Origin of the sequence: Streptomyces xanthochromogenes, from assembly GCF_014650455.1 — a bacterium.
Lineage (GTDB): Bacteria > Actinomycetota > Actinomycetes > Streptomycetales > Streptomycetaceae > Streptomyces > Streptomyces xanthochromogenes.
Window position 1 is genome coordinate 109,942 of sequence record NZ_BMUZ01000007.1, and the last position, 18,998, is coordinate 128,939.

An 18,998-nucleotide genomic window follows, 5' to 3' on the forward strand; every position below is an offset into this window, starting at 1 on the left:
CCCCCCCCGGTGCCGAGGTCCGCTCAGCCTCCGGGGAGTCCGAGTCAGCCTCCGGGGAGTTCGAGGTCGCTCTTGTTCAGCTCCTCGATGTTCACGTCCTTGAAGGTGAGGACCCGGACCTGCTTCACGAATCGGGCCGGCCGGTACATGTCCCACACCCAGGCGTCCGCCATCGACACCTCGAAGAACACCTCGCCCTGGACCGAGTGCACCTGCATCTCGTAGTCGTTGGTGAGGTAGAAACGCCGCTCGGTCTCGATCACGTATTTGAACAGACCGACGACGTCGCGGTACTCCCGGTAGAGCTTCAGCTCCATCTCGGTCTCGTACTTTTCGAGGTCCTCGGCGCTCATGGCATGTTCCCCTTCAGCCGTGCGTCCCCCTATTGTGCGTCAGTCCCCTGGGCCCCTAGACGATTTCCGGGGCCAGGACCACCGGCGCGTGCGGAGGACCCTCGTCGAGCAGCGTGCGCAGCAGCTCGGCGAGCCTGGTCGGGTACACCGTCTCACGCGCCGCTGACAGTTCGGCGGAGGTCCACCACCTCAGCCCCGAGGTGCTGCGTCGCTCCAGTTCCGTGAGGCCGGTCGGGGCGGCCTCGGTCTGGGTGGTGCGGGCCAGGTAGTACCACTCGTCCTGGTCCCAGCGGCGCCCGTCGAAGGGGAACGAGCAGACGCGCTGCCACAGGACGGGACCGAGTTGGACGTCTGTGATCCCGGTCTCCTCCGCGAGTTCGCGCAGGGCCGCGTCGGCGCGGGTCTCGTCGCCCTCCAGACCGCCGCCGGGGGTGAACCACCAGGTGTCGGCGGGGTCTTCGGGCTCGTAGCCGTGCATGAGCAGGATGCGGTCGTCGGGGTCGAGCAGAACGACCCGGGCGACCTTGCGCAGTTCGGGCACGGGGTTCACCTTCCGGCGGGCGCTGTGGTGCGGGCCCTGCGGCGGCGGGCGAGCCCGGCGACGGGCCCGTGGGCGGCGCCGACGACGATCAGGACCGCGCCGGCCACGATGGCGCCCAGGACCAGTTTCACGGGCCCGGGCGAGGAGATGCCGCCGGGCAGGTCCGCGAAGCCCGTGGGCCGCACCAGCATGCCGTCCATGGGCCAGGCGATGGCGTCCACGCGGGCCGTCACCGTGCTCAGCGGGACGGAGCCGTTGGCGGCGTCGTCGAGGTGGACGCGGGAGTCGAGCGAGACGAGGCGGTCGTCGCCGAGGAGGAAGACCTGGCCCGCCGGGACCTTGGCGTCAAAGGGGGTGCCGGAGGCCTTCGCGCCGTGCAGATACGGTTCGTCCAGCGGCTTGCCGTTGATGGTGAGGCGGCCGTCCGTGCCGCAGCAGGCGACGTGGTCGCCGCCGATGCCGACGACGCGCTTGAGCATGGGCACGTTGGCCCACTTGGGGTCGTTGAACACCACGACGTCACCGCGTCGTACGTCGCCGCCGGATATGCGCTGGGCCAGCACCCGGTCGCCCGCCTTCACGGTGGGCGACATGGATTGGGTGGGCACGGTGTACGGCTTGTACTGCACCGCGCCCCAGACGAAGCCGCCGAGGAAGAGGACACAGCCGACGGCCACGGCCACCCCCGACAGCACACTGCCGAGACTGCGGCCGTGGCCGTCGTGGTCCTGTCCGTTACCGCTCATCGCAGCGCTCCCTTACCGGCAGCGCCCCGGGACGCGTGTGGCATCCCGGGACCCCGGAGATCGACATTCCGGGACCGCACCCTACCCGGCGGTATGCCCGCGGGTCAGCCCTTGGCCGCCGGGGTTTCCGCCTTGACCTGCGCTTGAACGAGCTTGCGCCGACGCCACAGCACCATCGGTACCGCGCCCGCGAGGCCGACGGCGGCGGGCGCCGCGGTGCCCATCGCGCTCAGGCCCGGCTGGTCGAAGGTGTCGGGGACGCCGAGCCAGTCGATGCGGTTGAGCGGCCAGGCGATGGTGAAGGCGCGGCCGACGACCTCGTCGGTGGAGACCGTGCCGCCACCGGTCAGTTCCTGGTGGTAGCGGGAGTCGAGCGAGTTCTGGCGGTGGTCGCCCATCACCCAGATCCGGCCCTTGGGGACCTTGATCGGCCCGAACGGCATGTCGTCGCAGGCACTGTCGCCCGGGAAGATGTACGGCTCCTTCAGGGTCTTGCCGTTGACCGTGACCGGGCCGCCCTTCTTGCACTCGACGGTGTCGCCGCCGACCGCGATGACCCGCTTGATCAGGTCCTTCTCCTCGGCGGACGGCATCAGGCCGATGAAGGAGAGGAACTTCTGCGCGGCGTTCGGGTTCGGCGTGGGCTCGCCGTCGAGCCAGCCGCCCGGGTCGTGGAAGACGACGACCTCGCCGCGCTGCGGCTCGGCGCCGAACCACGGCGTGAGCTTGTCGACCAGGACCCGGTCGCCGCGCTGCAGGGTGTCCTGCATCGAGTCGGACGGGATGGAGAAGGCCTGGACGAGGAACGTCTTGATCAGCAGGGCGAGGACCAGTGCGATGCCGATGAGGAGCGGCAGTTCCTTCCAGAAGGAACGCGGCTTCTTGGGGGTGCGCCCCTCGCCCTCACCGGGTCCTTCGCCACCCGGTCCGCCGTCGCCCCGGCCGCTGTCCTGCGCCGGCACCAGGTGCTCGGCCGGGGGGTTGTTCGCCGGTTCCGCGGAGCCGTGGCCCGCGACGGGGCCCGGGGAGGAATCGGCGAGCTGCTGCTCCGGCCGCTCCTCCGGCTCTTCGCGTCCGGATCGTGCGCCGACCGCCAAATCCCCCACATCCACTCCTCACTCTGTGCCACCGCCTGGCCCGTACGAGGCTCAGGCCCACCACTCCCATAACGAGCGGGAGTTCCGCAGGGGTCGGGGGCTGGGCCGCTTGGTCCGGTCGTACCGCCGGATCCCGGGACGCCACCCTATGCGACGTACCGAGTGCAAAACCGCCGGGCGCGGCGGGCACCGAGCCGAACGTGGGCGGCACTTCGAGTCTGCGCCAGTGCGAGAAAGGCCAGGCCACGACCACTGCGCGGCCCACCACACCGCTCACCGGGACGGTGCCGTGCCGGCCGTCGTCGAGGTGGTAGCGGGAGTCCGCGGAGTTGGACCGGTGGTCGCCCATGACGAAGATCCGGCCCTGGGGAACCTTTACCTCGAATTGGATGAGCGCGGGCGGATCATCGGGGGGTGTGAAGACGTACGGCTCGTCGAGGGGACGCCCGTTGACGGTGACCCTGCCGTCCTTGTCGCAGCATTTGACGGTGTCGCCGCCGACTCCGATGACGCGCTTGATGAGGTCCTGCTCGTTGTCGGAGGGCAGCAGACCGATGAAGGTCAGGCCCTCCTTGACCTGTTTGACGACGACGGGGTCCTGCCCCGAGGACGTCTTCTTCTCGTCCTTGAGCCAGCCGCCGGGGTCCTTGAAGACGACGACGTCGCCCCGTTCGGGCTTGGAGCCGAACCAGGGAGTGAGCTTGTCGACGAGGACGCGGTCGCCGATGGTGATGGTCTGCTGCATCGAGCCGGACGGGATCACGAACGCCTGGACGAGGAAGGTCTTCAGGACCAGCGCGATGAGCAGCGCGACGGTGATGAGGAGCGGTATCTCGCGCACCGCGGAGCGGCGTCTGCGCCGCTTGACCTTGCGGGCGAGCCTGCGCCGCTCGGCGCGGCCGCTGTGGCCGCGTCGGCCGGGGGCGGGGGGCGTGGAGGTGGGCCGGGTGCCGGTGGGCAGGGGCTGGTCGTCTCCGCCGGCGGGGGCGGTGGGGCGCGAGCGCCCGCGGCTACCCATGGCCGCCGCCGGGGCCCGGTACGTCGGTGAAGGCGCCGGAGCCGCCCAGCGAGGTCCAGCGCCCGAACGGCCAGCCGATCCAGTCGGCCCGTCCGATGACCCGGTCGACCGGCACCATGCCGCCGCCGGGGTCGCCGAGGTGGTCGCGGGAGTCGCTGGAGCGGGAGCGGTGGTCGCCGAGGACCCACAGGGTGCCATCGGGCACGACGATGTCGAAGGGCACCTGGGACGGGCTGTCGCCGGGGTGCAGATAGGGCTCGTCGACGGCCGTGCCGTTCACCTGGATCCTCCCCCGCCGGTCGCAGCACACCACGTGGTCGCCTCCCACGCCGATGACGCGCTTGACGTAGTCGGTCTCGGCGGGCTCGGTCAGACCGAGGGCCGCTCCTGCTGAACGCATCGCACGGCCCACCGGGTTCCCCTCGTCGCCTTCTCGTACGAAGGAACCCCGCCCGTCGAAGACGACGACGTCACCGCGTCGGGGTGTGTCGCCGAAGCGGTAGGCGAGCTTGTCGACCAGGACCCGGTCGCCGACCTTGAGGGTGGGTTCCATCGAGCCGCTGGGGATGAGGAAGGGCTGCACCACGAAGTGGCTGAGCAGCAGCAGGAGGACGACGCAGAGTGCGAACAGTGCTCCGGCCTTGCGCCAGGGCCCTTCGAGGTGGCCGGCCAGGGTGGTGAAACGCGCGGAGCGCGACCGCTCCGCAGGCCCCGGGTCGGGGGCCGCGGAAGGGTCGCGCTCCGTGTGCTGTGCTTCGGTGTCCATCGGGGCCAGAGCTTATCCGGCCGCCGTCGGACCCGTGCGCGGGTGTGAGCCGGGGCTCAGCGGTCGCGCTTCTCCTTGATCTTCGCGGCCTTGCCGCGCAGCTCACGGAGGTAGTAGAGCTTGGCGCGACGGACGTCACCGCGGGTCACGACCTCGATCTTCTCGAAGATCGGGGAGTTCACCGGGAAGGTGCGCTCGACGCCGACGGAGAAGGAGACCTTGCGGACCGTGAAGGTCTCGGAGACACCGGCGCCCTGGCGGCGGATGACTACGCCCTTGAACTGCTGGATACGGGAGCGGTTGCCCTCGATCACGCGGACGTGGACGTTGACGGTGTCACCCGGGCGGAACGACGGGACGTCGCTGCGCAGCGTGGCGGCGTTGACGGAGTCGAGCAGGCTTGCCATGACTGACTACTTCCTCACTGATGCCACAGGTCATCAGCGGAATTCGAGATGAATGGGGTGCTGTGCGCGAAGGGCGGGCGTCGTTCCCCCTGTGGCAGGGGCGCCGGCTGAGCGTACGGCAGCGGCCTATTCTTCCACGGCCTGCGGCCTGCGCCAAAATCGGCCGCCGGGCTCGGGGGCCCAGCCGAGGATGGAGAGGGTTTCGCGGTCCTTCTTGTCGAAGGCCGTGGCCTCGCAGCGTTCGATGAGGTCGGGCCGGTGCTGGGCGGTGCGCTTGAACGCCTCGTCCCGGCGCCAGCGCGCGATCTTGCCGTGGTGGCCGCTGAGCAGGACCTCGGGGATGCCGTGGCCGCGCCACTCGGGGGGCTTGGTGTAGACGGGCCCTTCGAGGAGGTTGGCCATGGCGCCGGGCGCGAAGGAGTCGTCGCGGTGGGACTCGGCGTTGCCGAGGACGCCGGGCAGCAGCCGGGCCACCGCCTCGGTGATCACGAGGACCGCGGCCTCGCCACCGGCCAGGACGTAGTCGCCGATGGACACCTCGTACACGGGCAGCCGGGTGGCGTACTCGTCCATGACGCGGCGGTCGATGCCTTCGTAGCGGGCCGGCGTGAAGATCAGCCAGGGCCGTTCGGAGAGTTCGACGGCGAGTTCCTGGGTGAAGGGGCGGCCGCTGGGCGTGGGCACGACCAGGACCGGGCTCCCCGCGCCGGACTCGTAGCCGTTCGCGAGCGCCTCGTCCAGGCAGTCGCCCCAGGGCTCGGTCTTCATGACCATGCCGGGGCCGCCGCCGTAGGGGGTGTCGTCGACGGTGTTGTGCCGGTCGTACGTCCAGTCCCGCAGGTCGTGGACGTGGACGTCGAGCCGGCCGCGGGCCCTGGCCTTGCCGACCAGGGAGACGTTCAGCGGTTCGAGGTACTCGGGGAAGATCGTGACGACGTCGAGCCGCATCAGCCGGCGTCCCCGGTGCTCCGGGAACCCGTGCCGGGTTCTTCGGACGCGTCGGTCTCCTCGTCGCGTGCGGAGGCGATCTCGGCGCGGTCGTCGATCAGGCCGGGCGGCGGGTCGATGACCGCGCGCTGTTCCTGGAGGTCGATCTCGGTGACGATCTGCTCGACGAACGGGATCATGACCTCGCTGCCGTCGGGCCGCTCCACGATGAAGAGGTCCTGCGAGGGCAGGTGGGTGATCTCGGTGATGCGGCCGACCTCGGTGCCGTCGGCGAGGACCACGTCCAGGTCCATGAGCTGGTGGTCGTAGTACTCGTCGGGCTCTTCCGGCAGCTCGGCCGGGTCGACGTCGGCGATGAGCAGGGTGTTGCGCAGGGCCTCGGCGGCGGTGCGGTCGCGCACGCCCTCGAAGCGCAGCAGCAGCCGGCCGCTGTGCACCCGGCCGGTCTCGATGGTGAGCGGGCCCGCCGACGCCGGGTCGGTGGTGAGGACGGCGCCGGGTCCGAGCCTCAGCTCGGGCTCGTCGGTGCGCACCTCGACGGTGACCTCGCCCTTGATGCCGTGGGCGCGGCCGATCCGCGCGACTACCAACTGCACGCTTGCTTCTCCTTCGGACAACTGCGGCCTCGTGACGGCCGCGGCCTTCGTACCACTATGGCCCGGAACACGACTACGGGCCGGGGAGGGCGAGAAGCCCTCCCCGGCCCGAGCCGGCGTATCTAGGTAAAGCGACCCTACTGGTCAGCGGACCTGGTCCACGTCGACGAGGTCGACACGGATGCCACGACCGCCGATTGCACCCACGACGGTGCGCAGGGCGCGAGCGGTGCGGCCGTTGCGGCCGATCACCTTGCCGAGGTCGTCGGGGTGGACCCGGACCTCCAGCACGCGCCCCCGGCGCAGGTTGCGCGAGGCGACCTGCACGTCGTCGGGGTTGTCGACGATGCCTTTCACGAGGTGCTCGAGAGCCTCCTCGAGCATGCTCAGGCCTCGGTCGACTCGGCGGCGGCCTCGGCCTCGTCCGCCTTCTTCTCGGTCTTCTTCGCCTTCTGGGTGATGGCCTCACCCTTGGCGTCGTCGCCCTCGAGGGTCTTGGCGAAGGCCTCGAAGGAAGCGCGCTTGTCTTCCTTCGCCTCCGGCTGCAGCAGCGGCGCGGGGGCCGGGAGGCCCTTGTGCGCCTGCCAGTCGCCGGTGAGCTTCAGGATGGCGAGGACGGCCTCGGTCGGCTGGGCGCCGACGGAGAGCCAGTACTGCGCACGCTCGGCGTCGACCTCGATGCGCGAGGGGTTGTACGTCGGGTGGTACAGACCGATTTCCTCGATCGCGCGACCGTCACGGCGAGTGCGGGCGTCGGCGACGACGATGCGGTAGTGCGGCTGGCGAATCTTGCCGAGGCGCTTGAGCTTGATCTTGACTGCCACTGGAGTGGTGTCTCCTGGTCTTGACGTGGTTGGGCACATGAGATGCCACGTGGGGTTGCGGTACTCGGGTGCCCGATGGACGCGTCAGCCGGAGGCGAGAGGGTTCCTGTGCGGCTGTCGAGTACAGCTAGCCATTGTGCCACACGCCTGGAGTGCGCACGCCGGGGGTCCGTGGGGCACCCCCGGGCGGCCCGCTCCCCCGGACCTGCCGCCCCTGCCGGCGGGCGGGCCCGGGGTCAGCCGGCCGCGGCGACCACCTCGGCCCCTTCCGGGATGCGGAACGGCTTGCCGCAGCCGCCGCAGACGATCGGCGCCTGGGCGAGCACGGACGGGACGACGCGTACGTTGCGCCCGCAGTCGCAGACCGCCTTGACCCGGACGCCCCCACCGGAGGAGCCGTGCCGGGCGGCCGGTCCGCGGAAGGAGCGCTTGGTGTCGGCGGCGGTGGCGACGGTGTGCGCCTTGAGTGCGCGCTGCAGCCGTTCGATGGTGGGCCGGTAGCGGCGCCTTGCCTCGGCGTTCAGCGTGACCAGGGAGAAGCCGCTGCTGGGGTGCGGTTCCTCCGGGTGGTCGAGGCCGAGCTCCTCGGCGATCGCCAGGAACCTCCGGTTGTGATAGCGGCCGGCGCGGGAGGTGTCGCGTACACCGCGGGCGGCGGCAATGCCGTGGACTGCCTCATGGAGCAGTCGCTCGAAGGAGAGCTCGGCGCCGCAGGCGGACGACGACTCTCCGATCAGGGACTCGGGCGCGGCTAGGTCCGGCAGCTCGGAGTGGTACCGCTGAATGTCGGCCCACGCCTGTGCCAGCTCTGCGGCGAGAACAGGTGGTGTCGTGCTCACGTCGTGACAACGAGCCGCAGGGCCGCTGTGTTCCTATTCCGGGGCATCCCAAATAATTTGCTCGTACCCGTCAGTTGGCATTGATGCGTGCGGACGAGGGCGGGTGCGCTGATCTGCGGAGAAGGCTCACAGCTCGCACCAAGGTATGACGTAGTGGCGTGTACGCCCCGGCGTGTAGGTGAACTCCCCACGCCGGGACGACTGTTGTCGGCCGTTGCCGAGCGGTGCGCAAGAGGGGTTTCGGCCGACTGTCCGTGGCCTGTGCGCCACCGGTGCCGGCCGGGCCCCTTCGGCCGGGCGCGGGCGCGGCCTCAGTAGGCGCGGGCCACGATGGCGACCGTACCGGGTGCGTCGTCGGCGTCGGGCACGGACCCGTCCTCGGCGACCAGGCACCGTACGGACACGGCCTGTTCGGCGAGCTTGGCCTCGCCCTCGGGGCCGAGGTCGGCCCACGGGATGCGCGCCCAGCCGCCGGCGACGGCGGCCTCGGCCGCCTCGGCGAGGGTGGCGACGTCGCTCGTGCGGGACTCGCGGCGCTCGCGGGACTGCTTCAGGAGCAGCGCCTGGTCCTCTTCGAGGAGGGCGGGCAGCAGTCCGGCGAGGGCGTCGAGGGAGACGGGCTCCTTGCCGCCGGGGATGCGGCGGGCCAGCATCGCGGTGCCCGCCTCCAGGTCGCGCGGGCCGATCTCGACGCGTACGGGGACGCCCTTGAGCTCCCAGTCGACGGCGCGGCGGCCGAAGGGGGTGTCGATCCGGTCGTCGACCTGGACGCGCAGGCCTGCGGCCTTGAGCCGGTCGCCGACCTCGCGGGCCTTGGCGACGGCCTCGTCGCCCTTGATCGCCACGACGACGACCTGGACGGCGGCGAGCCGCGGCGGCACCCGCAGTCCGCTGTCGTCGCCGTGCGACATGATCAGGCCGCCGACCATGCGGGTGGAGACGCCCCAGGAGGTCTGCCAGACCAGTTCCTGCTTGCCTTCCTTGGACAGGTACTGGGTGTTGAAGGCCTTGGCGAAGTTGGTGCCCAGTTCGTGGCTGGTACCCATCTGCAGGGCCTTGCCGTCGCCCATCATCCCTTCCAGGGTGAGGGTGTTGATGGCTCCGGCGAAGCGCTCCTTGGCGGTCTTGCGGCCGAGGACGACGTCGATGCCGAGGACATTGATCATGAAGTCGGCGTAGACGTCCCGGTGGATGCGCGCGGCGTAGTCGCGGGCGTCCTCGTAGGTGGCGTGGGCGGTGTGCCCTTCCTGCCACAGGAATTCGCTCGTACGGAGGAAGACGCGCGGGCGCATCTCCCAACGGACCACGTTCGCCCACTGGTTGATGAGCAGGGGCAGGTCGCGGTAGCTCTGGACCCACTTCGAGAAGTAGTCGTTGATGATCGTCTCGGAGGTGGGCCGGACCACGACGGGCTCGTCGAGCTCCTTGCCGCCACCGTGCGTGACCACCGCGAGCTCGGGCGCGAAGCCCTCGACGTGCTCAGCCTCGCGAGTCAGGTAAGACTGGGGGATGAAGAGCGGGAAGTAGGCGTTCTGGGCGCCTGCGTCCTTGATGCGTGCGTCCATCTCCTGCTGCATCCGCTCCCAGAGGCCGTAGCCGTACGGTCGGATCACCATGGTGCCGCGCACCGGGCCGTTGTCCGCGAGCTCGGCCTTGTTGATCAGATCCTGGTACCAGCGCGGAAAGTCTTCCGCCCGGGGCGTGAGAACGGGTGCCTTTGCCATGGCGCGAATGGTACGGCTCCGGGGTCGCGGAGCGTGAATCGCGTTCCGGACGCGGGCCGGAGTGCGGTTGATGGCTCCGCCCTCTGGACGCGGGCCGGGATGCGGAGTTCCCTGGCATACGGGGGAAGTGCGTACGGACATTCACGGGGGGCTGTCAATCAGGGCACAGCTGACCTCTCGGCGGATTGGGGCGCTTTCCATGACACCAACGCTCGTCCGGCATCACTCCCGCACGGCCACCGCCCCCTCGGCGGGCACGACCGGGCGCGCGCGGGACTGGGCGGAGATCCAGGAACGGATGCTCTTCCCCCTGTTCGAGGCGGCCTACGAACGGCTCGATGTGGGCCCGCCCACCCGGCTGCTCGGGCTCGGCTGCGGCTCGGGCCTCGCGCTGCTGATCGCCGCGTCCCGTGGCGCTGCGGTGACCGGCGTGGACGGTCCGGACCGGGCCGCGCGCCTGGCCCTCGCCCGCGAACGGCTGGCTCCGGATTCCGGGCGCCCGGGCGCCGCGGGAAGGGGCCCGGTCCGGCTGGTCACGGGCGGACCCGCCGACGCGGCGGAGCCGGATCTGCCCCCGTTCAACGTGATCACCGCTTTTGAGCCCATCGGCTGTGCGGCGGGCGATACGGAAGACCTGGTGCCCGCCTTGCGGGCGGCCGTGGGGCTCGCGGAGCACGGCAGCCCCGTGGTGCTCGCCGGCTGGGGACCGCCGGAGCGGTGTGCCACCTCGGCGGTGCTGCGGGTGGCGACCCGTCTGACGACCCGCGTGAGCGACGCCCCGCGCTGGCGGCCGAGCCTGCGCGACGACCTGGAGGACGTGGCGGCGCGCGCCGGGCTCAGGCCGGACGGTTCGGGCCGGGTGGCGTGCCCCTTCGGCTATGCGGATCTGGACAGTGCGATACGGGGTCTGATGTCGACCGGCGCCTTCGACGCGGCGGCCCGCGCCACCGATCAGGCGCAGGTGGAGAAGGAGATCGTCGAGGCGCTGCACGGTCATGTGCGCCGCGACGGCACGGTGTGGATGCCGAACGTCTTCCGCTATCTGATCGCCCGCACGCCGTGAGCCACCCGTAACCGCCTTGTCCTGCACGGGAGTTGGGGCTGCCTCGGGCTGCGTCCCGGCTACGTCCCCGCCTTCGACAGGCGGGGGATGCCGGCGGCGCGGTAGGCCGCCTCCTCCTCCAGGGTCTCGTTGGCGAGGAGGGCCTCCGCGAGGGCGTCCAGCTTGTCGCGGTTGTCGCGCAGGAGCCGGCACGCCTTGTCGTAGCACTCGTCGACGATGCGGCGCATTTCGACGGCGATGGCGTCCAGGGTGCCGGGCGCCGCCGAGAGCCCGTACGCCTGCTGGGCGTCGCCCGGCAGCGCGGACAGCGGGCCGATCTTCTCGCTCATGCCCCAGCGGCCGACCATGCCGCGGACGATGTTGGTGACCTGTTCCAGGTCGTTCTCGGCACCGGTGGTGATCACGTCGAAGACGATGTGTTCGGCCGCCATGCCGCCGAGCGCACCGATGACGCGGCCGCGCAGGTATTCCTCGGTGTAGGCGTACTTGTCGGCGTCCGGGGTCGACAGGGTGACGCCGAGCGCGCGGCCGCGCGGCACGATGGTGACCTTGCGGACCGGGTCGGCGCCGGGCTGGAGCATGCCGAGCAGTGCGTGGCCGCTCTCGTGGTAGGCGGTGCGCCGGCGCTCCTCGTACGGCATCACCAGGGGCCGCTCGGCGCCGAGTTGGACCTTTTCGAGGGCGTCGGAGAGGTCGGACTGGGTGACCTCGCGCTGCTGGCGCTTGACGGCGAGCAGGGCCGCCTCGTTGGCGAGGTTGGCGAGATCGGCGCCGGTCATGCCCGGTGTGGTGCGGGCGACCTGCTCCAGGTCGACGTTGTCCGCCATCGGGATCTCACGGGTGTGGATCTTCAGGATGGCCTCGCGGCCGCCCCGGTCGGGCGGGCTGACGTGGACGATGCGGTCGAAGCGGCCGGGGCGGGTGAGCGCCGGGTCGAGGACGTCGGCCCGGTTGGTGGCGGCGAGCACGATGACGCCTTCGGAGCCGGTGAAGCCGTCCATCTCGGTGAGGATCTGGTTCAGGGTCTGTTCGCGCTCGTCGTGGCCGCCCATGCCGGAGCCGGAGCCGCGGGCCCGGCCGATGGTGTCGATCTCGTCGATGAAGACGATCGCGGGGGCGACCTTGCGGGCCTCGGCGAACAGTTCGCGTACCCGGGAGGCGCCGACGCCCACGATCATCTCGATGAACTCGGAGGCCGACGCCGAGAAGAACGGCACCCCGGCCTCCCCCGCGACGGCCCGCGCGAGCAGCGTCTTGCCGGTGCCGGGCGGGCCCGCGAGGAGGACGCCGCCGGGCATGCGGGCGCCCATCTCGTGGTAGGCGCCCGGGTTCTTGAGGAAGTCGACGACGTCGTTGAGCTCGCCCTCGACCTCGTCGATGCCGGCCACGTCCTTGAAGGTGGTGCGCTTGTCGTCGGCCATCTCGACCGGTTTGGGCGGCGTCTTGCGGCCGAGCATCCCGCCGGCGCCGCCGCCGAGCCCCGCGCTCATGCGCCGGGCGATGAACAGCCACAGGACGACGAGCAGCAGCATCGGGGCGAGCGAGATCAGCAGGTTGGCGAGGAAGCTGCGGTGTTCGACGACGGGCTCGGCGGTGACGGTGACGTTCTGCTTGGTCAGCTGGGCCCACAGGTCGTCGTCGGCGAAGGTGGGGCGCTGGGTGGTGAACTTCGTGTAGTCGCCGCTGCCCTCGCCGGAGGGGACGGGTGCCTTGTTCTTGAGCTGGCCCTGGATGGCGTCGCCCTTGGCGTAGATCTTGGAGACGTTGCCGGCCGTGACCTGCTTGCTGAACTCGGTGTACGAGACGGTCGGCTCGTCGCCGTCGTTGAAGAACGACAGGATCAGATTGGTGATCAGGTAGACGATCAGGGCGGTGAGGATCAGCCGCCCCCAGCCGCCGGGCATCTTCTTCTTCGGCGCGGGCGGCGGGGGCGCCCCTTCCGAGCGCCACGGCTGGTCGGGGCGTTCGCGCGGGGGTACGGATGTGGGCACGTGCTCTCCTCATGGCCGGTACGCGCCATTATTGGAGACCCGTACAAATAAGGCATTCCGGGCGGGTCCTGACGAGGTGCCGGAATGCGTGTGGGGCGCCTCCCCGGTCGATCGGGAGGCGCCCCACACGTACGGTCGCGGGCGGTCAGCCCATGAACTTCTTGAACTCGTCGGGCAGCTCGAAGTTCTTCTGCTCCTCGGCGGACGGCAGGCCGAGCGCGCCGCCCTGCGCCTTGCGCTCGGCGGCCGCGGCCTCCTCGGCCTTGCGCTTCATCGGGTTGCCGCTCTTGCGCTTGCCCTTGCCCTGCTTGACCTGCTTCTTCTGCCGACCGGGGCCGCCGCCCATGCCCGGCATCCCCGGCATGCCCGGCATGCCGCCGCCCTGGGCCATCCGGGACATCATCTTGCGGGCGTCGAAGAACCGCTCGACGAGGTTCTTCACCGCGCTGACCTCGACGCCGGAGCCCTTGGCGATACGGGCGCGGCGCGAGCCGTTGATGATCGTCGGGTCGTGGCGCTCGCCGGGGGTCATCGACTTGATGATGGCCGCGGTGCGGTCCACGTCACGCTCGTCGATGTTGTTGATCTGGTCCTTGATCTGCCCCATGCCGGGCAGCATGCCGAGCAGCTTGGAGATGGAGCCCATCTTGCGGACCTGCTCCATCTGGGCCAGGAAGTCGTCGAGCGTGAAGTCCTTGCCCTTGCTGGACGCCAGCTTGGAGGCCATCTTCTCGGCCTCGGCCTGGCTGAACGTCTTCTCCGCCTGCTCGATCAGGGTGAGCAGGTCACCCATGTCGAGGATGCGGGACGCCATCCGGTCCGGGTGGAAGGCGTCGAAGTCCTCCAGCTTCTCGCCGTTGGAGGCGAACATGATCTGCTTGCCCGTGACGTGGGCGATGGAGAGCGCCGCGCCGCCGCGGGCGTCGCCGTCGAGCTTGGAGAGCACCACGCCGTCGAAGCCGACGCCGTCGCGGAAGGCCTCGGCCGTGTTGACCGCGTCCTGGCCGATCATCGCGTCGACGACGAAGAGGACCTCGTCGGGGCTGACGGCGTCGCGGATGTCCGCGGCCTGCTGCATCAGCTCCTGGTCGATGCCGAGACGTCCGGCGGTGTCGACCACGACCACGTCGTACTGCTTGGACCGGGCGTACTCGATGGAGTCCTGCGCGACCTTGACCGGGTCGCCGACGCCGTTGCCCGGCTCCGGCGCGTAGACCGCGACACCGGCGCGCTCGGCGACGACGCTCAGCTGGTTGACGGCGTTGGGGCGCTGGAGGTCACAGGCGACCAGGAGCGGGGAGTGGCCCTGACCCTTCAGCCACTTGCCGAGCTTTCCGGCGAGGGTGGTCTTACCGGCACCCTGGAGACCCGCGAGCATGATCACGGTCGGCGCGGTCTTGGCGAACCGCAGGCGCCGGGTCTCGCCGCCGAGGATGCCGATGAGCTCCTCGTTGACGATCTTGATGACCTGCTGGGCGGGGTTGAGGGCCTGGGAGACCTCGATGCCGGACGCGCGCTCCTTGACCTGCTTGATGAAGGCGCGGACTACGGGCAGCGCGACGTCGGCCTCGAGCAGAGCGATGCGGATCTCGCGCGCCGTGGCGTCGATGTCCGCCTCGCTCAAGCGTCCTTTGCCCCGGAGGTTCTTGAACGTCGCACTCAGGCGGTCGGAAAGGGTATCGAACACGGTGGTCGCGGGTCCTCGGCTCGTGGGGCGGTCGGGTGAACGACCCCCAGGGTATCCCGGCGGGTGGGGGTACGAGGGGGTGCCTGCACAGCCCTTCCCCCGCCGGACGTGCTCACGCGGGCCCGGGCACCTCTCCCAGGGCCGACTCCAACTGCCCCGTCAGCCGCGCCGCCTCCCCCGGGTCGAGGGCCGCGCCCCGCGCGTCCGTCACGTAGAAGGCGTCCACGGCGTTGGAGCCGAGCGTCGAGACGTGCGCGGAGCGCACCCGTACGCCCGCGCTCTCCAGGGCGTGGCCGATGCGGTGCAGGAGGCCGGGGACGTCCTGGGCGCGGACCTCGATGACGGTGGCGTGCCGGGAGGCCGAGGGCGCCACCGTCACCCGGGCCGGCGGGGCCTGGGCGCCGCGGCGGCGCGGGTAGGCGGCCTCGCGCTCGGCGAGGCGGGCCTCGATGTCGAGGGAGCCTTCGAGGGCCCGCACCAGGTCGGCCCGCAGCCGTGCGGCCTGCGGCAGCGAGCCGTAGGCCGCGGCCACCCGCCAGTCCAGGAGCAGCACCGAGCCGCCGACCGGGTCCGGGAGTTCGACCGCGCGCAGATCGGCGGCACGGACGGTGAGGCGGTGCAGGGCGAGCACCCCGGCCGTCACGGGCAGTACGCCGGGCTGGTCGGGGACGGCGACGAGGAGTTCCACGCCCAGGGGTTCGTGTTCGTCCGATCCGTCGGTACGGGCCCGCAGCGCGAGGACCGGGCCGCCCGTGCGGTGGGCCTCCACGGCGAGGCGTTCCTGTTCGGCGGTGACCGCCGCGGGTTCGGGGTCGACGGGCTTGCCCGCGAGAACCGCCGAGGCCCGTTTCACCAGGTCGGCGACGAGGGAGCCGCGCCAGGAGGACCAGGCGGCCGGCCCGGTGGCCAGCGCGTCGGCCTCGGTGAGGGCGTGCAGCAGTTCCAGGGTGCCCGTCGAGCCGACCGCGTCGGCGACCGAGCGCACGGTGACCGGGTCGTCGAGGTCGCGCCGGGTGGCGGTCTCGATGAGCAGGAGGTGATGGCGTACGAGGGTGGCGATGACGGCCACGTCGGCGGTGTCGAAGCCGATCCGGGTGGCGACGTCGCGGGCGATGGTCTCGCCGGCCACCGCGTGGTCGCCGGGCCAGCCCTTGCCGATGTCGTGCAGCAGGGCGGCGACCAGGAGCAGGTCGGGGCGGTGCACCCGGCGGGTGAGGTGGGAGGCGCGGACCGCGGTCTCGACGAGGTGGCGGTCCACGGTCCAGGTGTGCACGGCGTTGCGCTGAGGCCGGCAGCGCACCCGTTCCCAGTCGGGGAGCAGCGCGGTGATCAGCCCTTCCGCTTCGAGGGCCTCCCACACGGGGACGGTGGACTCGCCCGCGCCGAGCAGCGAGACGAGCCGGTCGCGGGCTTCGGCGGGCCAGGGCGTGGGGAGCGGTTTGGCGGTGCTCGCGAGGTGGCGCACGGCGTGCAGCGAGATGGGCAGGCCCGCCTCTGCGGCCGCCGCGGCGGCGCGCAGCACGAGGACGGGGTCCTTCTCGGGGCGGGCGGCGAGCGCGAGCCCGACCTCGCCGTCCTGCTCGACGACGCCTTCGGCGAGCGGGGTGCGTTCGGGGCCGCCGGGGCGGCCGCCGAACAGCTGGCGTAGTCGCGGCCGGGCGGAACGGGCGCGCAGCACCCGGCCGACCTCACGCCAGGTGACGTCACCGGCGTAGGAGATGACACGGGCCGACTCCGACACCTGACGAAGCATCACATCGGCGTCCAGGAGCCCCAGTTCGGCCGCCACCGCGTCCTGTTCCTGGAGGGCCAGGCGGTCGGTGGCGCGGCCGGTGCACAGATGGAGCGCGTCGCGGACGTCGAGCAGGCGGCGCCTGGCCTCGGCGAGGCCCTCCCGGGGGGCGTCGGCGACCCAGGACGCGGCGACCGCGCGCAGGGCGGTCGCGTCCCGCAGACCGCCCCTGGCCTCCTTCAGGTCGCCTTCGAGGAGGTACTGCAACTCCCCCTGGCGCTGGGCCCGTTCACGGCTCAGCTCGTCCAGCTCGGGCAGGCGCTTCGGCGCGGTGTTGCGCCAGTCGGCGAGGACGGTGGTGCGCAGCGCGGTGGTGAGGGCGAGGTCTCCCGCCACATGGCGGGCGTCCAGGAGGCCGAGCTGCGCCTTGAGGTCCTCGCCCGCGGTCTTGCGGGCCTGGGCAGGGGTGCGCACCGAGTGGTCGAGGGCGAGGCCGAGGTCCCACACCGGGTACCAGATCCGGTCGGCGAGCAGGGCGAGGGCGCCGGCGTCGGCCCGCCCGTCGTGCAGGAGCAGCAGGTCGAGGTCGCTGCGCGGGGAGAGTTCGCCGCGCCCGTAGCCGCCGACCGCGACCAAGGAGGCGCCGCCCACCCCCGACCCTTCCGCGGCGCCGGCGAACAGGGTGGCCAGCCAGCCGTCGGTCAGCTCGGACAGGGCCGCGCGGCGCGGCGGCCCGGACCGCCCCTTCTCGGTGAGAAGGCGCAGCCGGGCCGCCGCGTAACCGCCGGGCTCCGAGTCGCCGTCGTTGGCTCCGGTACTCACTTCAACGCTCGTCACCCAGCAGCTCCTTGCCCGTGCCTACAGTGCGTCAGGTCCGCGTTCGCCGGTCCGTACCCGGACCGCCGTCTCGACGGGCACGCTCCACACCTTGCCGTCGCCGATCTTTCCGGTGCGGGCGGCCTTGACCACGACGTCGATGAGTTCCTCGGCGTCCTCGTCCTCGACCAGGACCTCGATGCGGATCTTGGGGACGAGGTCGACGGTGTACTCGGCGCCGCGGTAGACCTCGGTGTGGCCGCGCTGGCGGCCGTAGCCGCTGGCCTCGGTGACGGTCAGGCCCTGGACGCCGAAGGCCTGGAGGGCTTCCTTGATCTCGTCGAGCCGGTGCGGCTTGACGACCGCGGTGATGAGCTTCATGCGTCCACCTTCTTGTTCGCTGCCACGTCGCCCGGGGCCGGCACGGCCTTGCGGGGCACGGTGCCGCCGCCCGCGCCGCTGAAGTCGTACGCCGTCTCGGCGTGCTCGACCTGGTCGATGCCGGAGACCTCGTCGTCCTCCGGTACCCGCATCCCGATCGTCTTGTCGAGGGCGAAGGCGAGGACCGCGGAGACCACGAGCGAGTAGCCGAGGACCGCGCCGACCCCGATGGCCTGCTTGCCGAGCTGGTCCAGGCCGCCGCCGTAGAAGAGGCCCTTGGCGGTGGACTGTACGCCGCCGGTGGCGAAGAGCCCGATGAGCAGCGAGCCGGTGATGCCGCCGACCATGTGGACACCGACGACGTCGAGCGAGTCGTCGAATCCGAAGCGGTACTTGAGGCCGACGGCCATGGCGCACAGGACGCCCGCGATGGCGCCGACCGCGATCGCGCCCAGCGGGCTGACGCAGCCGCCGGCGGGGGTGATCGCGACGAGGCCGGCGACCGCGCCGGAGGCGGCGCCCAGGGTGGTGAAGGAGCCGTGGCGCAGCTTCTCGTACAGCAGCCAGGCGAGCATGGCGGCGGCCGTGGCGACCTGGGTGTTGACGAACATCACGGCGCCCACGCCGTCATCGTTGCCGAGCCAGGAGCCGGCGTTGAAGCCGAACCAGCCGAACCACAGCAGAGCCGCGCCGAGCATGACGAGCGGCAGGCTGTGCGGCCGCATCGGGTCCTTCTTGAAGCCGACGCGCTTGCCGATGACGAGGATCACGCCGAGAGCGGCCGCACCCGCGTTGATGTGCACGGCGGTGCCGCCGGCGAAGTCGATGACGCCCTTCTTGAAGAGCCAGCCGTCCGAGGCCCACACCCAGTGCGCGACGGGGAAGTAGACGACGGTGACCCACAGGGCGGTGAACAGCGACCAGGCGGTGAACTTGACACGGTCGGCGAGCGCCCCGCTTATGAGCGCGGGCGTGATGACCGCGAACATCAGCTGGAAGACGGCGAAGACGTAGATCGGGATGGTGTATCCGGGCCAGAGCTGGACCAGGCCGATGCCGCTGAGCCCGAAGTAGTCCTTGGACCAGCCGATGAAGCCGTTGCTCTCGCCGAAGGTCAGGCTGAACCCGTAGAGCACCCACAGGATCGTGACGATGCCGAGGCTGATGAAGCTCATCATCAGCATGTTGAGGGTGCTCTTGACGCGGACCATGCCTCCGTAGAAGAAGGCGAGTCCGGGGGTCATGATCATTACCAGCGCTGAGCAGATCAGCATGAATCCGGTGTTGGCGCTGGACAGCTGCGGAGCGTCAGCTGCGAGCGTGATGCCTGGAGGCATCGGCGTCTCCTCGTCGTCGGTACGGCCCGTGCGGGGGCGTTACTCGGGCGGGAACTGGCTGGGGGCCGGTTATGCGCCATGAGGTTGTCCCAGCGCGGTTTCCGTCGATGCCGCTCGATGTTTCACCGCAGT

At 71.1% G+C, this 18,998-nt stretch carries 18 protein-coding genes and 1 pseudogene; 1 reads left to right on the forward strand and 18 read right to left on the reverse strand.

The window, feature by feature from the left end; translation table 11 throughout:
* Positions 1-44: 44 nt before the first annotated feature.
* The 13 genes and pseudogenes from IE267_RS19480 to proS all read right to left on the reverse strand — a co-directional run bounded on the left by IE267_RS19480 (position 45) and on the right by proS (position 9,859).
* The gene (locus IE267_RS19480) at positions 45-353 is read right to left on the reverse strand and encodes a DUF2469 domain-containing protein (protein ID WP_003965949.1); all 309 of its coding nucleotides are present in this window, start codon (positions 351-353) and stop codon (positions 45-47) included.
* A 55-nt stretch (positions 354-408) separates the two neighbouring features.
* Positions 409-894, reverse strand: coding sequence for an NUDIX hydrolase (locus tag IE267_RS19485; RefSeq protein ID WP_189764105.1), 486 nt, complete (start codon positions 892-894; stop codon positions 409-411).
* A gap of 5 nt (positions 895-899) precedes the next feature.
* Entirely contained in the window at positions 900-1,640 is a 741-nt protein-coding gene (gene lepB / locus IE267_RS19490) for a signal peptidase I (RefSeq protein WP_189764106.1), read from the reverse strand.
* A gap of 104 nt (positions 1,641-1,744) precedes the next feature.
* Positions 1,745-2,737 carry a signal peptidase I gene (lepB, locus tag IE267_RS19495; RefSeq protein ID WP_373300272.1) on the reverse strand — a complete coding sequence of 331 codons (993 nt, stop codon included), beginning with the start codon at positions 2,735-2,737 and terminating at the stop codon, positions 1,745-1,747.
* A pseudogene (gene lepB, locus IE267_RS40440) lies at positions 2,643-3,755 on the reverse strand (signal peptidase I); the annotation flags it as partial. The pseudogene lepB (IE267_RS40440) and the gene lepB (IE267_RS19495), both read right to left, overlap by 95 nt.
* Complete coding sequence (gene lepB / locus IE267_RS19505) at positions 3,748-4,521, reverse strand: signal peptidase I (RefSeq protein ID WP_167156551.1); 774 nt, start codon at positions 4,519-4,521, stop codon at positions 3,748-3,750. The pseudogene lepB (IE267_RS40440) and the gene lepB (IE267_RS19505), both read right to left, overlap by 8 nt.
* Before the next feature lie 56 nt (positions 4,522-4,577).
* Positions 4,578-4,928 carry a 50S ribosomal protein L19 gene (gene rplS / locus IE267_RS19510; protein ID WP_100577961.1) on the reverse strand — a complete coding sequence of 117 codons (351 nt, stop codon included), beginning with the start codon at positions 4,926-4,928 and terminating at the stop codon, positions 4,578-4,580.
* 126 nt (positions 4,929-5,054) lie between these two features.
* Entirely contained in the window at positions 5,055-5,876 is an 822-nt protein-coding gene (gene trmD / locus IE267_RS19515) for a tRNA (guanosine(37)-N1)-methyltransferase TrmD (protein WP_167156553.1), read from the reverse strand.
* Positions 5,876-6,472 (reverse strand): ribosome maturation factor RimM, encoded by a 597-nt coding sequence (rimM, locus tag IE267_RS19520; protein WP_189764108.1) that lies wholly within the window; start codon positions 6,470-6,472, stop codon positions 5,876-5,878. The genes trmD and rimM overlap by 1 nt, the downstream gene beginning before the upstream one ends.
* 144 nt (positions 6,473-6,616) lie before the next feature.
* A complete protein-coding gene (locus IE267_RS19525) occupies positions 6,617-6,856 on the reverse strand; it encodes an RNA-binding protein (protein ID WP_005311361.1) in 240 nt (79 codons plus the stop codon).
* A gap of 2 nt (positions 6,857-6,858) precedes the next feature.
* A complete protein-coding gene (gene rpsP, locus IE267_RS19530) occupies positions 6,859-7,296 on the reverse strand; it encodes a 30S ribosomal protein S16 (protein ID WP_161245001.1) in 438 nt (145 codons plus the stop codon).
* Between the two features lie 236 nt (positions 7,297-7,532).
* Positions 7,533-8,135, reverse strand: coding sequence for a hypothetical protein (locus IE267_RS19535; protein WP_100577957.1), 603 nt, complete (start codon positions 8,133-8,135; stop codon positions 7,533-7,535).
* A gap of 311 nt (positions 8,136-8,446) precedes the next feature.
* A complete protein-coding gene (gene proS / locus IE267_RS19540) occupies positions 8,447-9,859 on the reverse strand; it encodes a proline--tRNA ligase (protein ID WP_161244999.1) in 1,413 nt (470 codons plus the stop codon).
* 199 nt (positions 9,860-10,058) lie between these two features.
* On the opposite strand from proS, the gene IE267_RS19545 reads away from it, so the two are divergent.
* Positions 10,059-10,922 carry an SAM-dependent methyltransferase gene (locus tag IE267_RS19545; protein WP_189764109.1) on the forward strand — a complete coding sequence of 288 codons (864 nt, stop codon included), beginning with the start codon at positions 10,059-10,061 and terminating at the stop codon, positions 10,920-10,922.
* A gap of 59 nt (positions 10,923-10,981) precedes the next feature.
* Here IE267_RS19545 and ftsH read toward each other — a convergent pair whose 3' ends face one another.
* The 5 genes from ftsH to IE267_RS19570 all read right to left on the reverse strand — a co-directional run bounded on the left by ftsH (position 10,982) and on the right by IE267_RS19570 (position 18,866).
* Positions 10,982-12,826, reverse strand: a complete 1,845-nt coding sequence (gene ftsH / locus IE267_RS19550; RefSeq protein ID WP_229861347.1) for an ATP-dependent zinc metalloprotease FtsH — start codon at positions 12,824-12,826, stop codon at positions 10,982-10,984.
* 232 nt (positions 12,827-13,058) lie between these two features.
* The gene (gene ffh, locus IE267_RS19555) at positions 13,059-14,600 is read right to left on the reverse strand and encodes a signal recognition particle protein (protein ID WP_167156559.1); all 1,542 of its coding nucleotides are present in this window, start codon (positions 14,598-14,600) and stop codon (positions 13,059-13,061) included.
* Between the two features lie 112 nt (positions 14,601-14,712).
* Positions 14,713-17,169: a [protein-PII] uridylyltransferase gene (locus IE267_RS19560; RefSeq protein ID WP_189764111.1), complete on the reverse strand. Its 2,457-nt coding sequence runs from the start codon at positions 17,167-17,169 to the stop codon at positions 14,713-14,715.
* Between the two features lie 21 nt (positions 17,170-17,190).
* Positions 17,191-17,529: a P-II family nitrogen regulator gene (locus IE267_RS19565; RefSeq protein ID WP_161244991.1), complete on the reverse strand. Its 339-nt coding sequence runs from the start codon at positions 17,527-17,529 to the stop codon at positions 17,191-17,193.
* Positions 17,526-18,866: an ammonium transporter gene (locus IE267_RS19570; protein ID WP_161244990.1), complete on the reverse strand. Its 1,341-nt coding sequence runs from the start codon at positions 18,864-18,866 to the stop codon at positions 17,526-17,528. Before IE267_RS19570 ends, IE267_RS19565 begins: the two co-directional genes overlap by 4 nt.
* Positions 18,867-18,998 lie beyond the last annotated feature (132 nt).

What these genes read in the sequence shown, in the direction of transcription:
- IE267_RS19480 (WP_003965949.1), bottom strand. Translation starts at nt 353, where the DNA reads ATGAGCGCCGAGGACCTCGAAAAGTACGAGACCGAGATGGAGCTGAAG.
- lepB (WP_189764106.1), bottom strand. Translation starts at nt 1,640, where the DNA reads ATGAGCGGTAACGGACAGGACCACGACGGCCACGGCCGCAGTCTCGGC.
- lepB (WP_167156551.1), bottom strand. Translation starts at nt 4,521, where the DNA reads ATGGACACCGAAGCACAGCACACGGAGCGCGACCCTTCCGCGGCCCCC.
- rplS (WP_100577961.1), bottom strand. Translation starts at nt 4,928, where the DNA reads ATGGCAAGCCTGCTCGACTCCGTCAACGCCGCCACGCTGCGCAGCGAC.
- trmD (WP_167156553.1), bottom strand. Translation starts at nt 5,876, where the DNA reads ATGCGGCTCGACGTCGTCACGATCTTCCCCGAGTACCTCGAACCGCTG.
- IE267_RS19525 (WP_005311361.1), bottom strand. Translation starts at nt 6,856, where the DNA reads ATGCTCGAGGAGGCTCTCGAGCACCTCGTGAAAGGCATCGTCGACAAC.
- proS (WP_161244999.1), bottom strand. Translation starts at nt 9,859, where the DNA reads ATGGCAAAGGCACCCGTTCTCACGCCCCGGGCGGAAGACTTTCCGCGC.
- IE267_RS19545 (WP_189764109.1), top strand. Translation starts at nt 10,059, where the DNA reads ATGACACCAACGCTCGTCCGGCATCACTCCCGCACGGCCACCGCCCCC.
- ftsH (WP_229861347.1), bottom strand. Translation starts at nt 12,826, where the DNA reads ATGCCCGGCGGCTGGGGGCGGCTGATCCTCACCGCCCTGATCGTCTAC.
- IE267_RS19565 (WP_161244991.1), bottom strand. Translation starts at nt 17,529, where the DNA reads ATGAAGCTCATCACCGCGGTCGTCAAGCCGCACCGGCTCGACGAGATC.
- IE267_RS19570 (WP_161244990.1), bottom strand. Translation starts at nt 18,866, where the DNA reads ATGCCTCCAGGCATCACGCTCGCAGCTGACGCTCCGCAGCTGTCCAGC.